General features: G+C 71.8%; 9 protein-coding genes. 1 reads left to right on the forward strand and 8 read right to left on the reverse strand.

Annotated features, from left to right (window positions below; translation table 11 throughout):
• Window positions 1–56: 56 nt before the first annotated feature.
• The 8 genes from OHO83_RS13740 to OHO83_RS13775 all read right to left on the reverse strand — a co-directional run bounded on the left by OHO83_RS13740 (window position 57) and on the right by OHO83_RS13775 (window position 13,785).
• Window positions 57–6,578: an eCIS core domain-containing protein gene (locus OHO83_RS13740; protein ID WP_330279542.1), complete on the reverse strand. Its 6,522-nt coding sequence runs from the start codon at window positions 6,576–6,578 to the stop codon at window positions 57–59.
• Window positions 6,575–6,826 carry a hypothetical protein gene (locus OHO83_RS13745; protein WP_266675057.1) on the reverse strand — a complete coding sequence of 84 codons (252 nt, stop codon included), beginning with the start codon at window positions 6,824–6,826 and terminating at the stop codon, window positions 6,575–6,577. Before OHO83_RS13745 ends, OHO83_RS13740 begins: the two co-directional genes overlap by 4 nt.
• 71 nt (window positions 6,827–6,897) lie before the next feature.
• Complete coding sequence (locus OHO83_RS13750; RefSeq protein ID WP_266676705.1) at window positions 6,898–8,859, reverse strand: ATP-binding protein; 1,962 nt, start codon at window positions 8,857–8,859, stop codon at window positions 6,898–6,900.
• Between the two features lie 33 nt (window positions 8,860–8,892).
• Window positions 8,893–9,723, reverse strand: coding sequence for a Pvc16 family protein (locus OHO83_RS13755; RefSeq protein ID WP_266675056.1), 831 nt, complete (start codon window positions 9,721–9,723; stop codon window positions 8,893–8,895).
• Window positions 9,724–9,783: 60 nt separating this feature from the next.
• Window positions 9,784–10,506, reverse strand: a complete 723-nt coding sequence (locus OHO83_RS13760) for a hypothetical protein (protein ID WP_266675055.1) — start codon at window positions 10,504–10,506, stop codon at window positions 9,784–9,786.
• On the reverse strand, window positions 10,499–11,227 hold the full coding sequence (locus OHO83_RS13765; protein ID WP_330280773.1) for a T4 family baseplate hub assembly chaperone: 729 nt from the start codon (window positions 11,225–11,227) through the stop codon (window positions 10,499–10,501). Before OHO83_RS13765 ends, OHO83_RS13760 begins: the two co-directional genes overlap by 8 nt.
• Before the next feature lie 133 nt (window positions 11,228–11,360).
• Window positions 11,361–11,885, reverse strand: a complete 525-nt coding sequence (locus tag OHO83_RS13770) for a phage tail protein (protein WP_100591276.1) — start codon at window positions 11,883–11,885, stop codon at window positions 11,361–11,363.
• A 34-nt stretch (window positions 11,886–11,919) separates the two neighbouring features.
• A complete protein-coding gene (locus OHO83_RS13775; RefSeq protein WP_330279543.1) occupies window positions 11,920–13,785 on the reverse strand; it encodes a phage tail sheath family protein in 1,866 nt (621 codons plus the stop codon).
• A gap of 649 nt (window positions 13,786–14,434) precedes the next feature.
• Here OHO83_RS13775 and OHO83_RS13780 point away from each other — a divergent pair.
• Window positions 14,435–15,778, forward strand: a complete 1,344-nt coding sequence (locus OHO83_RS13780) for a DUF692 domain-containing protein (protein WP_330279544.1) — start codon at window positions 14,435–14,437, stop codon at window positions 15,776–15,778.
• The last annotated feature ends 42 nt before the right edge of the window (window positions 15,779–15,820 follow it).

The following is a 15,820-nucleotide window of genomic DNA, read 5'->3' on the forward strand; positions in this document are numbered from 1 at the left end:
GTCGTGTCCGGTAGACCATGCCCTGTCCCTTGCTTCGTTCCGCAGCAGTCATGTCCTCAACGCCCGTAAAGGGCTTCCATCTTCGCCCGGATCTCGCTCTTGATCCTCTCCAGCACTGCCTGCTTCGACGAGGGATCGTCGACCACGACGTTGAGTTGGCTGATCCACGCCCGAATGATGGCCACTTCGCGCTCGGCGATCGATTCCGCCATGGCGATACTCTTCGGCGACCTCAATCCCCTACCGAAGAGCTGGGACTGCAGCCTGTCCGCCTCGGCGACCGCCCCTTCCTGGACGGTGACCAACTTCGGCCTCCCGTTCGGTTTGACGACGGGATTTCCGTGCGCATCCAGGGCCTGCTCCTGCTTCCAGGCCTTTGCCATGGGCATCATATCTACGGCGGTGTTCCAGTCCATCTTCCCCTGTGTCGCCAGATCCACCGCCATGGCCTGGGTCACCATCGCGGCGGGATTCCTCGAACCCTCCGCAAGAATCACCCAGGTTCCCACGCCCCGGATGAAATCGTCGTCCAGGCCGGAACCCGTGGCGTGCGTCGTATTCCGCATGAACTCCCGTAGACCTGTATTGATGTTGCCGAAGCGGCCCGGGTTCTTCTTGAGTTTCTCCATCCACGTCTTCAGCTGGGCATAGCTCGGATCCGCCATCTTGCCGGTGAAGGGGTCGCGGACCGTGATGAGGAAGTTCCTCGGGTTCCCGCCCTTCTTGAGCCTGCGCTCCACCCGGGTGGTGGGCGTCTGGGGCGGGTTGCCGATGAAGTTCAGGTTGTCGGTGTCGCCCTGCTTGCGCCGCTTTCGGAGATCGATGCCCGTCTGCGGATCGGCCGCGGTGTCGAGGTGTTCGGCCAGGGCCCCGGCCGAGGCCCCCTGCACGTCGCGCTCCACGTCGAAGCTGGTTCCGCCGTGGTGCGTGACCTGACCGAAGGAGACGGGCGGGGCTGCCCCGGGCCCGGCGTTGCGTTCCCGGTCCGTGCCCGTCCGCAGCTCGGCGCCAAGTACCCGGATGTACTTGAGGAGCTCGTCGCGGTCGACCTCGGCACAGCCGCTGAGGATCTCGACGTCCGGGTTGAGCCTGCCCCTGATGTTGAACAGGGCCGAGCCGATGATGTCGAGACCGGTGAGCCGGTACCAGCGCTGCAGCGCGGCCAGAGCCAGCCGCAGAACACGCCGGTCGGTGCCCTTGTCCAGCTGTCGCTTAAGCAGCGGCCGTATCCGCGCGGCGATCTTCTGGAGCCGCGCCTCCTTTGACTCCTTCGACTTCTCGTCCTTCTTCCGCTGATCCTGCTTCTGCCTCTTCTGCTCCTGCTGCCGCCGTTTGTGGTCCCGCAGCTGGTCCTTCTTCTTCTTGAAGAAGTTCCGCAGCTTGGACGCGCCGTTCTTGAGTGCCTTGCCGAGCTTCGACTTCTTCAGCTTCCGACCGAGGGTCTTCGCCGCGTTGCCGACCTTCTTCAGGGCAGCCTTGACTGCGCCCTTGGCCTTCGAGAGGGCCTTACCCACCGGGGACTTGGGCTTCTTGGGCTTGGTCGGCTTGGGGCCCTCGATCTCCTTCTGCTTCTTCTTCGGAGCGGACTCGGGCGTCTTGTCCTTGGCGGGACCCTGCTCCTTCTCGGGCTCCCTCTCCTTCGGCTTCGTCTCCGCCCCGTCCGGCTTCTTCGCCGGCCCCTTGGGCGTCGCGTGGTCCTTCGGCTTCACAGGCGACTTCAGGTCAGGTGAAGGCTCGCCCTTCGGCTTCCGGAAGCCGGCTGGCCCGGCGAGCTTCTGTCGGGCGTTGCGCATCGCCCCCCGAGCCGAATTGACCGCCGCCCCCGCCGCCTTCTTCGCCCCGCCCCCGACCTTCTTCAGGCCGTCCATGATCTTCTGGGCCATGCCCTTGAGCCGCTTGCCGACGCCCTTTGTCGCCGAAGACAGCTTCTGGAGCAGGAAGTTGGTGATGAAGTCCAGCAGGGCCACGACACCCGCCGCCACCGCCTCCGCGAACAGGCACGCCGCCGGGCCCGCCTTCACCGCCTTCAGATAGGCCCAGAACTTCGAGAACGCCGACAGGATCGAGCTGACCGTCGACCACGCCGCCATCAGTCCCTGGACGATCGTCAGGATCGCCCCGGCCGCCGGCACGATCATCGAGACGACCTTCTCGATGACGAGCGACGCGATCATCATCGGCAGGGACGCGATGATCGCGTCCCACGCCATCTTGCCGATCTGTTTGATCGAGACGCAGCCCTTGACCAGGACGTCGATGACCGCCTTGCCGAGGCCGAGGATGCCCTCGACCTTGGTGTCGAACCAGCCCTTGACCGCCACCTTGATGGCGCCCCAGAGGTGGTCGGTGATACCGGTCCTGGCCGAGCTGCCCGCCTTCGAGATCCAGCCGCCCGGGTCGGGTGCGATGTCGGCGACCAGTGCCGCGAACTTGCCCAGCGCCTCGATCGCCGCCTGCGCGAACTTGATCGCGCCGACGATGATCGCCTGGTAGGCCTTGATGACCGCCTTGACGCCCGCTTCCAGGACGTCGAGCAGTTTGTTCAGGCCGGCCGCGAGTGCGTCCAGGAGGCTGTTGACCGCCTTCTTCAGGCTGTCCGCCAGCTGATTGACCTTCGCGATCGCCGCGTCCCGCAGGCCCTCGATCGCCTTGCGGAAACGGTCCCTGAGTGCCGGGAAGGCCGCGAGGAGCGTGTCGCCGAGCGCGATCAGGACGTCGGCGAGCGCGTTGATCGCCTTGACCGCCAGGTCCCGTACGAAGTCGATGGCCTGGTTGGCCCACTCCTTGAACTGGTCGATGATCCCGTTGACGGCCTTGCGGGCGGCGTCGAAGACCGCGGTGACCGCCGCGAGCAGGCCCTTGAAGAAGTCGGCGACCTTGTCGGCGATCCAGCCGAACAGGCCTCCGGAGGGCTTCTTCTCCTCCTTCTTCTTCTTGGCCTCCTTCTCGGCGTTCTCGCGCTCCGTGTCGATCTGGCCGTTGTCCTTGTCCTTGCGCGCTCCGACCTCCTTGTCCTTGTCGTCGCGCGCCTTGACGATCTCCTTGTTCTTCTTGCCGTGCTCGTTGTCGGACTGCTTGTCGGCGTCCTCGACCTTCTTGTCCTGCTCGGTCCGCCAGTCCTCGCGCTGCTTCTGTGTCTCGCGCGCGACGCGGCCGCGTTCGGCGGTCTGCTGCTGGGTGTTGCGGTCGACCTCGCGGTCGACCTCGGTCTGCTTGTCCTGCTTGGCCTGCTGCTCGCTCTGCTGGTGTTCCTTCTCCTTGGTGCCGAGGTCACCCTGTGCCTTGCCCGCGGCACCGGTGATCTCGGTGCCCTTCTCCTGCTTGGCCACGGCGCCGACCCCGGCCTTCGGCGCGGGAGTGGCCTCCAGGGCGCCCCCCTTGCCGCCCCCCGAACCGCCGGACGCTTTGCCGGTGAGCTGTTCCCGGGGCGCGTTGGGGAAAATCTGGTCCTCGCCCATGGGCTTGGCCGCGTCGTCGCGGCCGGTCGTCTGCAGGTCGGCCTGCTTGTCCTTGAGCGCCTTGGCCTGGTCGTCGGTGCGGGTCGGGTCGCTGGCGCCCTCCAGGCGGATCTTGGGTGCCGGGCCGACCGTCTTGTTCTCGAGTTCGGGGTCGGTGGTCGGGACGGCGTCGGCCGCGGCCTCGACGTTCTTCGCCTCGGACTCGCTGAGCCCCTTGTCGGGCACGGCGGGGGCCGTCGGCGGCGGCACATCGGCGGTGGCCTCCTTGCCCCCGGCCTTGTCACCGCCCTTGGCCTTCTGCTTCTCGCCCTGGTCCTCCGGGCCGACCCTCTCCACCTTGCCGGTGACCTGGGCGGCCGCGGGGGCGGCCTGGGCCGGCGCCGAACGCGTCTGCGGTGCCCCCGAAGGACGTTCACGCGTCGGCGGGGCGGCGTCGAGCCGCTTCTGTTCCTCGCCGATCTTCTTGTCCGCGGCCCTGTCGACCCCGGGCATGGCGGCCGCCGCCTGGTCGGGCGCCAGCTTGCTGACGGTCTGCACGGCGGCCTTGGGGTCCTGCCCCGAGACGTCCGGCGGGTCCTGCTGCTTCTCCTCGGGTGCTGCCTCGCCGCCGCCCCCTCCACAACTGCCCTGCCCGCCCTCGTCCTTCTCCGGCGCGGGCGCGGGCGGCGCGCAGCCGCCGCCGTCCTTCTCCAGGGACGCCTCGGGCCTGGGCGCGGCCGTGTCGGAAGCGGTCTGGCCCGGCGCGTCGGTCTGCTCGGCCGCCGGGCTGACCGCCGCCTGAGCGACGGAGGGCGCGGCGCCCGGTCCGGCGGCGACGTTCGGCCCCGTCTTCTCGGCGGCACCGACCGGTCCACGCGGCGCCGCGCCGGGGCCGGTCTCCTTGGGCACCCGGCTCTTGGCCTGCGGCGCCTCGCGCTCGGACCGGGGCGGTTCGGCACCGCGCCGGGCAGCGGGCGAGGGGTCGCGGTCCTCGACCGGGGTCCTGGGCGTCTGCGCACCGGCGGGCCGGGACACGGCCGCCGCCACCGGGCTCACCACGGTGGGGGCGGGACCCGCGGCCGACTGGGACTCCGCGGTCGTACGGTCCTGCTGGTCCCTCTTCTCCTCCTGCGCGTCCCTGGCATCCGGCTGCTCGTCGTCGCCGTCCGCCTCGATGCCGTCGTCCTCGGGTCCCTTGGTCTGCTCCTTCTCCTGCCGCTGCTCCGGGTCGGGCTTCTCGGCCTCGGGCTCGGGCCGGTCCTTGTCCTGGGTCGCGAGGTCGGGGCCGACCTCCTGGTCGAGCGGCTTGTCGGTCTCCTGAAGGTCCTTGGTGTTGCGGTCCTGGGCCTGCGCGGCGGGCCCGTTCTCGGGCTGCGGGGCCTCACCCTCGACGGGCCCGTCGTCCTGGCCGGGGGCCTTGGCCTCGGGGCCGGCACTGTCCTCGTCCGCCTCCTGGTCCCGCTTCTCCCGCTCCTGCTCGGTCTTCTCCGCCTTTGTCGGCGGCGGGGTGGGGAAGGAGGGCGGCGACGGTGCGGCGGCGCCCGGCCCGAGCTGGTCCGCGGTCGGTACGGCGGACAGGTCAAGGTCGGCGTCCGGCAGGTAGTCCTCGGGCTTGATCGCGGGCTCGTCCTGCGCGCCCGGCGCCCGGTCGCCGTCGTCCTCGCCGCCCGCGACCTCCTGGTCGGCGCCCGCTTCGAGGCCGAGCGGCCGCTCCTCTTCCCGAGCCTCGGCCTCGGCGCCGCCGTCCTCGTCCTGCTCGTTCAGGCCGTGTTCGGACAGCGCGGAGTCGGCCTGCTCGGCCCGCTCGTCCACCTTCTCCGGGCGTACGGGTCCGGGCTGGGCCTTCTGCTTCGGGTCCGGCTGCTCGTTCTTCGACCCGGCGCCCGGCTGGGTCTGGTCGTCCTGCCGCTTGCGCTTGTCGGCGCCCGGCGCGCTCGCCTGCTGCGGGTCGGCCTCCTCGCGCTCGCGCTGTTCCTTGCGCTCCTCCTTGGCCTGTTCGGTGCCCTCCTGCCCGCCCTGGGCGCGCTCGTCGGAGGCCTGGTCGGTGCGCTCGCGGTCGCCGGCCGCCTGCTCCTCCCCCTGCTGCTCCTCCTCCTTGGCCTGCTGCCGGGAGGCGTTGCGCTCGTCCTCCTGCTCCGTGCGCCGGTCGGAGTCCTGCTCCTCGGCGGCGGCGTCCGAGCGGGCCCGGCTGCGGTCGCTGCCGCTCTTCTGGTCGCGGGCCTCGGCGTCCCGCTGCTCCTCGCGGGAGTCGGCGGCACGCTTGTCGCCCGCACTGCGCTCGGACTCCTGCTTCTTCTGCCACTGGACGCGCTCGACGCCGAGTTCCTCGAAGAGGTCGAGCTCGGGCAACGGCACCTCGCCGGGCTGGAGTTCGACCGGTCCGGGGCGGGCCTCGTCGGCGATCTCCAGGAGCCGGTCGTACTCCGGTGTCAGCAGCCGGCTCTCCAGGCGTTCGACAACCGCGTCCTCCAACTCCTGTGACATCCGCGCCAGTTGGAGCCGCACTCGGCCGGACGCGTCGGTCGGGTCGCCGCGCAGGGAACGCAGTACGTTGCCCGCGAGGCGGTCCACGAGGGTGGCCGGGTCGACGGCCTCGGCGCGCATCCGGTCGGCGTCGACGGTGGCGTAGCGCAGCCAGCCGGGAGTGGCCTGCCCCTCCTCGACCTGCGGGGCGGACTCCTCCTGAACGACCGCCTGAGCAGCTGCTTCCGCCTCCCGCTCGATGGCCTGCTGCGGCAGGCTCACGGCGCCGAGCTCGCGGCCGGCCCGCAGCGCGCCGAGGCCGTGCGGGTTCTGCACCGTGTGCTGCAGCTCGTGGGTGAGCAGCCGGCGGCCCTCGTCGGTGCCGGGCCGGAAGGCGCCCTCGCGGAAGAAGACGTCCTGGCCGACCGCGACCGCGTCCGCGCCGAGCAGCTCGGTCAGCTGCCCGGCGTCCCGGCCGGTGTGCAGCCGTACCCGACCGAGATCGTGTCCGAGCTGCTCCTCCAACTCACGTCGCAGGCCCGGGTCGAGGGGCTGTCCGGCGCCGCTGACGATGTTCTTCGGCTCGGGCGCACGGGACGTGGCGGCCCGCTCCTTGCGCTTGCGGCGCCGCTGCTCGGCGGTCTGCTCCGCACGGGCGTCCTGGGTCCGGGAGCTCACCGGCCCACCTCCCCGTGACCGCTCAGCCCTTCGTGCACGGCACGCGCCAGCTCCTGCCCGAGGCGTCGCGCGGACAGTCCGGCGGGCAGGGGCGGCAGCCCGGACAGCGCGTCGACCGCGAGGGAACCGTCCGCCGCCAGGGGTACGCCGTGCAGCCGTACCAGCCGCGTCAGTTCACTCTCGAACGCGGCCGAGACGCGCTCCGGATCCGCCCGGAAGCCGTCGAGTACCAGCTCCCCGATCTCCACACGGATCGCCGAGGGCTCCCGGTCCCGCGCGTGGCTCCGCGATCGGCCCCGCGATTGATCGCGCGAGAAACTCACACCCATCCGCGCACCTCCGTGGGCGTCAGCGAGCGCTCCAGCTTCAGGTACTCGGTGCGGGCGGCGGCGAGCATGTGCCGCATCTGCAGCCGGTCGCCCTCCTCGGCGGCCAGGAAGGCCCCGGACAGGGCGATGTTGCGGATCGAGCCGCCGGCCACGGTGAGCTGCGCGAGCAGCGACGCGTCGATGTCCTTCACCGGAGCCTGCGGCGGCAGCACGCGGCGCCAGATCTCGGCGCGCTCGTGCTCGGCCGGGAAGGGGAAGTCGACGACGAAGCGGATGCGCCGCAGGAAGGCCGTGTCGAGGGCGTTCTTCATGTTGGTGGTGAGGATGGCCAGACCCCGGTAGGCCTCCATCCGCATCAGCAGGTAGCTGACCTCGAGGTTGGCGTACCGGTCGTGGCTGTCCTTGACCTCGCTGCGCTTGCCGAACAGCGCGTCGGCCTCGTCGAACAGGAGCAGCGCGCCGCCGCGTTCGGCGGCGTCGAAGACCCGGCGGAGGTTCTTCTCGGTCTCGCCGATGTACTTGCTCACCACCTGCGACAGGTCGATGACGAACAGGTCGAGGCCGAGTTCCTTCGCCATGACCTCGGCGGCCAGCGTCTTGCCGGTGCCGGAGCCGCCCGCGAACATCGCGGTCACGCCGAGGCCGCGGCGCAGGGTGGCCGCGAACCCCCACTCCTGGTGCACGGTTGCCCGCTGGCGCACATGCGCGACGATCTCGCGCAGCACGCTCGTCTGCCGATCGTGCAGCACCAGATCGTCCCAGCCGGCCTGCGGCGCGATCCGCCGCCCCAGCTCGTCCATGCCGATCCGCGCCTCGTCGAGCCCGGCGCGCCACGCGAGTTCCGCGGCGTCCAGCTCGTCCTCGTGCGGCAGCCGGCGGTGTACGGCGGCGGCCGCGGAACGCACGACATGCGGCGGCAGCTGGAACTGGGCGACCAGGGACCGCAGTTCGCTCCCGGCCAGGTCCACGCCCTCGAACGCGCCGGCCCACAGGGCGAGTTGCTCCTCGTCGTCCAGTCGTGGCACGACGACCCGGGCCCCGTACGACCGTTCCGAGCGCAGCGGATCCTCGCTCGACACCACCACCGGTACAGCGGCCCCGGCCAGGAACGACTCGGTCGCCGCCCGTTGGTCGCGGTCCAGTTCGCCCACCTCGACGAGGAGGGCCGAGGGCAGCAGAACCGCCTCACGCTGCCACAGCCGGGAGAGCCGGTCGCGCTCGACCGGGTCGGACGGCACGTCCTCGGCGCTCATCGAGTAGAGCCCGAGTCCCGAGCGTGCGGCGGCCGCGGCGGCGAGGTCGGCGCGGCTGCGCAGGTCCCCGCCGGTCACCTCGACGAGCGGCGCGTCGGAGTCCGCCGCCGTCGCCCAGCCCTCGGCGAGCCGGCTCGCGGCCAGGTCGTAGGACGGCGTCAGCTCCTGAGGCGCCGGCGTGCGGCGCAACTGGCCGTGCAGCCGTGCGTCCAGATAGGGCGAGCCCAGCAGGAAGTGCAGGATGCGCTCGTCGAGACGCAGCCGGGAGGTCGTGAGCCGCGACTCGTCGTCCAGCTCGACGATCCGCCAGCGTCTGAGCGGCGCCACGGGCGTCAGGGCACTCCAGTGCGGCTCGGCCAGCGCGGCCAGCGCGAGCGAGAAGGTGGGGTAGGTCCGTTCGGGATCACCGCAGGCGGCGGCGCATCGGGCGGCGGTCGTGGGCTCCAGTTCGTGGGCGGCGGCGAGGAGTACGAGGTCGCGCTCGAAGGGCGTGATGCTGAAGCAGGAGACGAGGGCGTCGAGCGGGGCGGCGCCGGGGCCGCCGGGCGCCGTGGCGAGTTCCGCCCCGGGAGCGCCGCCGCTCCCGTGCGTGACACGTGCCGCATGCGCGTCGACGCGGGCCAGGACGCGCCGGATCTCCGCGGTCAGCGTCGCACCGCCCGGGTCGGCCTCCGCCGCGTTCTGTCCGTGCGTCCCCATGTCCTCACCTGCCCCCGTCGTCTCCATGCCGTGTCACTCCTGTGCGGGCTTGGCTGCCCGGGGCGCTGTCTTGCGTGTGCGCGCCGGGGCCTTGGCCGGGGATTTCGCGACGGCCTTCGCAGGGGTCCTGGCCGCCTTCTTGGCGCTCGTGCGGGCCGGGGTTTCGGTCTCCTGCTTCCCGGCGTCGCCTGCAGAACGATCATTTGATGTCGCGTCAGGAGACGGTTCCGCCCCTGGAGGGACCGGCGCGCCCGGCGCGCCGAACGGCAGCACCCGTACCTCCGGCCGCTCCACCGGCTTGCCCGCCACCGGAGTCTCCCGGCCGTCGATGAGGACGAGGGCCGCCTGGTAGACCACCGACAGGGTGTAGGGCGTCTGGTAGAGCATCCCCCACAGCTTCGACGTCTCGTCGACGTCCATCACCGTCGGCGTGAACCGCACGCGCTGCGCCGACTCGGCGAGATCGCTGCCCGCCAAGTACGGCCGTTCCCCGGCGAGTTCGATGATGTCCTTCGGCAGGACCGGTATCTCGTGCAGGGCGCGCACCACGGAGCCGATCAGCCGCTGCCCGACCAGCTCCGTCTCGTCGCCGTACGCGGTGATCAGGAAGTGCAGGTCGAGTGCCGCGACGGGCCGCTTGACCAGCGTGCCGTCGGCCGCACGCGTCGGCAGGTCGTTGTTGCGCTGCGAGGTGTCGGGCGTGACCTGGTAGAGGAAGACGGAGATGGTGGGCTCGGTCGGCGGGTCGGCCGGCGGCTTGCGCGGCTCCACCTTGACGGCCATGTCGATCTCGGGCCCCAGGTTGGACTCGAGCAGCAGGGCGAGGGCCTGGGTGACATGCGCGAGGGCAAGTGCGTTGCTCATGGCGTCAGTTCCTCGGTTCCTCTCGGCCTGCTGGTCGTCGTGCTGATCCGTGTTCGCGGTTCACTCGCGCCCCCGCGCCAGGTATTCCGCGAGGCTCAGGGTGGCCCCGGTCCTCCCCGCGGCGGGGGTCCGGGGCCGTCCTGCGCCGGGCGCCTCGCCCGCCGTCACTTCGAGCCGCCCGATCTGCACCTGCACCACCTGCTCGGTGGCGCGTGCCGGTCGCCGGGCCGCGGCCTGCCGTACGGCTTCGCGCGTTGCCGCCGTGTCGGCGGCGCTGGGGGGCAGCGCAGCCGACACGGCGTGGGGAGCGACGTCCCTGCCCGGGGGGACGGGCACGGACACCGCGGTCTGTGCCGGTTCCCGCTCCGCGCGCACCGCCGCACGCCGCCCGCTGTCGGGCGGCGGCCGCAGCGCCCGCGCGACGGTGGCGGCGGGACGCGGCGACGGCGCCTCGGCGCGGGCCGGAGCAGCAGGACGCGGCCCCTGCGGCTCGGCCGCCCGCTCCGTGTGTACGACGGTCCGCTCCCGTTCCGTGTGTGTCCGTGCCGCCACGGCCGTCGGCGCCGGCGCATCCGGCGGCGGGACGGCCGGCGGCGCGGCCGCGGGCCACAGCAGCGTGTCGTCGTCCGGTGCCGGTGCGGCGGCCCGTACCGCCTCGACCCGCTCGAACGGGCCGGGCAGCCGGGGCCGTACCCGCGCCGCGGCCGGTCGCGGGGCGGTGTGCCGCGCGAGCAGCCGGTCGAGGAAGTCCGGCGAGCCCCCGGGGGCCTCGGAGTCAGACATCCGCACACAGCTCCAGGTAGTAGCGGCGCCGCGTCGGGCTGAGCGCCAGGATCTCCGGCTCGCTCCAGCCGTAGGTGGTGGCGAGCAGATGGACGTCGAGCAGCACGTCCCGTGCCCAGGCGTCCAGTTCGGTCCACAAGTACGTGGCGATGTCGAGTTCGGCCCGGGTGGCCTGCCCGCACTCGGGGCAGGCCACGTTGAGCGCCAGGTCGGCGCCGGGGTCGGCCGCCTCGACGGCCTCGACGATCCGGCGCTGCACCGGCGCGGGCAACTCCCCCGCCGTTACCGCCGTCCCGTCGTGCACCGCCGAGACCAGGCAGCGCGCGAGCAGTGCCGTACGCGGGTCCGCCGCCCGGGCCGCGGTGGTCAGGTCGGCGATGCCCGGCAGTCTGAACTCAACGTCCCAGCCGTCCTGTTGCACCCGCACGGCCGGCTCGCCGCGCCCGCCCAGTGACCCGGCGAGTTCCCCGGCGTCCAGGTCGAACTCCATGTCCTCCCCGCACGCCCCGCACGCCAGGCGCACCTGCATCCGCTCTCCGAACAGCGCCCGGCGCAACGCGAACAGGTCCGCCTCGCGCTCGCCCACCGGCAGTGCGGGCAGCCGTTCCGCCCCGACGTCCGGTCGTGCCGTGCGGTGCAGCAGCAGCGCGCGCCCGACCGGAGGCTCGCCGAGGCCCGCCTCCCAGGCAGCGAGCAGTTCGGCCGCCCCGGTGATCACCATGCCCACCCCGATTCCCTCGACCGAGCGGGTCGCGGCGGTTCGGCACACCCTTGCGAGGGTGGGGAACCGCACGACCGGCCACGACGAAGCCGCAGACGAACGACAACCCGTCGCGGCACTTCCAGCGGAGCGCTCAGGCCGGGTTGAGGAACGAGGGCTCCTCCGGCTCGGGCACCTCGTAGTCCCGCTCCCAGCCCTCGCACTCGAGCTTCAGCGACTGGATGGCCACCGCGTTGGCGTTGGCGTCCAGTTCGCCGAGGACCTGGTACTCGCTCGGCCAGGTCCGGTACAGCTTGTGCGAGACGGCCACCTGGCCCGCCTCGTTGAGGACCTGGATGACGAGGTCCTTGCGGAAGTCCGCGAGGGACACCTCCGAGCCGAGGCCCGCGCCGACCTGCCAGACCTTGTTGGCCCAGCGGTCGAACTCGGGGTCGTGGGTCACTCCGCGTTCGAGGGTGATGCCCTCGAACTCCGAGCGCCCCGGCGACTTGCGCGGGGAGGAGGGGTCACCGCCGTGGCGGTGCTTGACGACCTCCGTGGTCCGCTTCAGCGGACTGATCTTGCTGATGCCGGCGACCGTACGTCCGTCCCACAGGACCAGGAACTTGAAGTTCTTGTACGGGTCGAAGCGATGGGCGTTGACCGTGAACTCAGCCATCGATTTCCTTCAGCTCTCCCTGGATCCCGGGCCGCTAGAGAGCGAACTGCCCGGACGTCTGCTGGATCTTGACGACCACGAACTCGGCCGGACGGACCGGCGCGATACCGACGAGCACGTTGACGATCCCGTTCGCCACGTCCTCGTCCGTCGTGGTCTCGCTGTCGCACTTGACGAAGTACGCCTCCCGCGGGGTGCTGCCCTTGAAGGCGCCCTGACGGAAGAGCGTGTGCAGGTACGAGGAGGCGGACAGCCGGATCTGCTGCCACAGGCTCTCGTCGTTGGGCTCGAACACGACCCACTGCAACCCGCGTTGGAGGCTCTCCTCCACCTGCAGCGCGAGCCGCCGCACCGGCACGTACTTCCACGCGCTGTCGAGGGCGTCGGAGCCCTCCAGCGTGCGCGCGCCCCACACCAGGGGGCCGGCCAGCGGGAAGGTGCGCAGGCAGTTCACACCGAGCGGATTGAGCAGTCCCGTCTCGCGGTCCGTCAGATCGACGGTCAGGGAGCGCACTCCGACGAGCTGCGCCTCCGTACCGGCCGGCGCCTTCCAGACACCGCGCTCGGAGTCGGTGCGCGCGATGACACCGGCCACCGCGCCGGACGGCGGGAAGGCGCGCAGCCGCCCGGTGAGCGGGTCGGTGAGCTGCAGGTGCGGGAAGTACAGGCCGGCGTGGTTGCCGCGCACGGCGTCGAAGGCGGACAGGCCCGCCCGCGCCGAGTCCACGCTCACCCAGGTGGCGGGCGCGTCGACCAGCAGGAAGATCCGCCGTTCCTCGCACAGCCTCTGAGCGGCGGACACGACGGTGAGCGCGTCCTCGGTCTTCTCGTACGACGCCAGCTCCGGCAGCGACAGCAGGTTGACGTCGGCCACCCCGCGCAGCGCCTGGATGCCGGTCTTGTCGGCCTCGGAGCCGATGAGGTCGCGCGGGCCGGGGGCCTCGCCGTCCTCGCCGCCCTCCAGCGGGAACACCGGCGGGTTGACCGAGGCCTCCAGGCCCAGGTCGTTGGCGCACTCGCCCAGGAAGCGGACGACGTCCTCGGGGTCGGTGGAGCCCGCGACGACCTGGAGGCGCCGGCCGAACGCGGTGACCTCGACACCCGCGAAGGCGTGCCGGCCCGGCGCGTCGGGCAGCGCCCGCAGCTTGCGCTCCAGAAGCAGCGCCAGCTCGGCCACGGAGGACGGGGCTTCGCCGTCGCAGTCGGCGTCGTAGAGCTTGAACTCACGCTCCACGTCACCGATCTTCACCGTCAGGTCGACGGCCAGGTCGGGCAGTTCGTGGCCGAACGGCTTGGAGACGGTGCCGGACGGGTCGGGGCGGCCCTCGCCCACGGCGTCGACGCGGATGAGGCGCGATCCGGCGTTGATCACGGTGGGCGCGTAGGTTCCGCTGCCGGCGTCCATGGACAGGCCGGTGAAGCTCTCGCGGGCCTCGCCCCTGGCGTCGTGGACCCGCAGGTTGAAGGTCTCGTCGGGGCACGTCGTGTCGTAGTCGACGGCGACCCGCAGGCTGTTGCCCCACACGCCGGGTTCCTTGGCGTGGACCTCGAGCACAGGGCTCTCGCTGCGGCCGTCGGTGGACTCCAGGACGACGCAGGCGGTCTTGCCGCTGCCCGCCTTGGCGACCCTGACGATCACGGCGACGGAGCCGCCGTTGCCGAAGAACTGGTGCACCGCGTAGGCGAGCGGGCTCTGCGCGCTCAGCCCTCCGAAGCGCCGCTCGAACTCGGTGAATCCGGTGACGCGCACCGGCTCGTTGAGCGGGCCGCGCCGGGTGTGCCCCACAAACGCGGTCACCGACGTGGTCACGGCGGAGATGGCGCGCGTGCTGCTGGGAAGTTCTTCGACGTAGACGCCCGGGTAAGTCGGCCTCGCGGCGCTCACGGCATTCGTCGGCATTCCCCCTCCTATCCCTTCTCGGGCACCGGGTGAAAGGCACCAAGAGGCGGCAGAGGGAGAGGTGTGGCAAAAGGCGGCGCGCGGTGGTCTCCGGACGCGTCGATTCCGCGCCGGCCCGCACACCTCGTATCAGCTTCCCCCGTCGATGCCCCGGACGGACGGCCGCCCGGGTCAAGCACGCGTGCTTGTGACTCCTGATGCTCAAGTGCCCACCCACCTTGGGTAGTTGGGCATGGCGGGAGCAAGGCGCGTTCACGCCAGCCCGAAAGTCGGTTCGATGAAGTGGGGCCTGTGTGACCTGCACACGATGCGCACATGTCGGGGCAGGTAGTTCACGGAACTCACACAGCCGATGGTGCAGGGGAAGGGAACTCATGTCCTGATGTAGCTCACAATTCCGGCGGTGGCGTGGCTCCGCGCCGGTTCGCAAGGCTCTCCTGCCCGCGCAGTCTTGCGGAACGCACGAAGCGCGCCGTGGCCGATTCCACCGGGGTAAGGCCGCGGCGCCGAGCTCCCGGCCCCGCGCGCCGGCGTCGCGCGGAACCTCAAATGAAGCTCTGAACGTCCGCCCTCCTGGGTTCGGTGGTGCCCGCCGGGGTCATGACACCGGCATCGCACGGCACACGGGCCGGGGTGGAGGAGGGGAACCATGCAGCGGATCGAGCGTCTGGGTACGGGCATCGGCTGGCGTCCGGAGATCGCGGAGGCCGTGGAGGCGATGCCCGGCATCGACTGGGTCGAGGCCGTCGCGGAGAACGTGTGCCCCGGGCACGTCCCCGACTCCCTGCTGCGGCTGCGCGAGCGCGGCGTCACCGTCGTGCCGCACGGCGTCTCGCTCGGCCTCGGCGGCGCCGACCGGCCCGACGAGGGCAGGCTCGCCGACCTCGCGGCCCGCGCCGAGACCCTCGGTTCCCCGCTCGTCACCGAGCACATCGCCTTCGTACGGGCGGGCGGCGCGCTCACCGCGTCACAGCCGCTGGAGGCCGGCCATCTGCTGCCGGTCCCGCGTACGAGGGACGCCCTCGACGTGCTCTGCGAGAACATCCGCATCACCCAGGACGCCCTGCCCGTCCCCCTCGCCGTGGAGAACATCGCGGCCCTGTTCTCCTGGCCCGGCGAGGAGATGACGGAGGGCCAGTTCCTCTACGAGCTGGTGGAGCGCACCGGCGTCCACCTCCTGATCGACGTGGCGAACCTGCACACGAACCACGTCAACCGCGGCGAGGACCCCGCGAAGGCCCTCGGTGAACTTCCGGTCGAGGCCATCGCGTACGTGCATGTGGCGGGCGGTTTCGAACGCGACGGCGTGTGGCACGACAGCCACGCGCACCCCGTGCCGCGCCCCGTCCTGGACATCCTCGCCGACCTGGCGTCCCGGGTATCGCCCCCCGGAGTCCTCCTGGAGCGCGACGAGAACTTCCCGGCCCCGCAGGAGCTGGAGCGTGAACTCGACGAGATCAGGCGGACGTTGACGACCGCGCCCGCCGAGGGGCGCACCGTGCGGCCCCCCTCGGACACGGCCTCGCGGGACACCGGCGCCGTGCAGGACACCGGCCCCACCCGTCAGCGGCTCGCGCTCGCGCAGGCAGCACTCCTGTCCGCCCTCGTCGCGGGGACGCCCGCGCCGGAGGGGTTCGACCGCGTGCGGCTCAAGGTCCAGAGCCGGGCACTGTGCGCCAAGCGGGCGGACGTCGTGGCGAAGGTGGCGCCCGAACTGCCGGAGATCCTCGGCGCGGCCGCGTACCGCCCGGCGTTCCTGTCGTACGCGCGGTGCCGGCCCATGACGGACGGCTACCGCCGGGACGCCCTCGACTTCGCCGAGCATCTGCTCGACTCCGGCGGACCCGGGGACGCCGGGGCGCGACGGGAGCTGGAGCGGTGGTGGCGGGAGCGGTCGGGGCCCACCCCGCCGGCCACGCACCCGGGGGCACGCCTGGCGCGCGCGGCGCGGTCGGTCCTGCACCGGGGCCGGCCGGCTCTCCGGTCGGCCTGAGCGCCATCACCCCGCGCCCGTACCGCAGTTGACGTATTCCCC

It is taken from the genome of Streptomyces sp. NBC_00569 (assembly GCF_036345255.1).
In the GTDB taxonomy this organism is placed as follows: domain Bacteria; phylum Actinomycetota; class Actinomycetes; order Streptomycetales; family Streptomycetaceae; genus Streptomyces.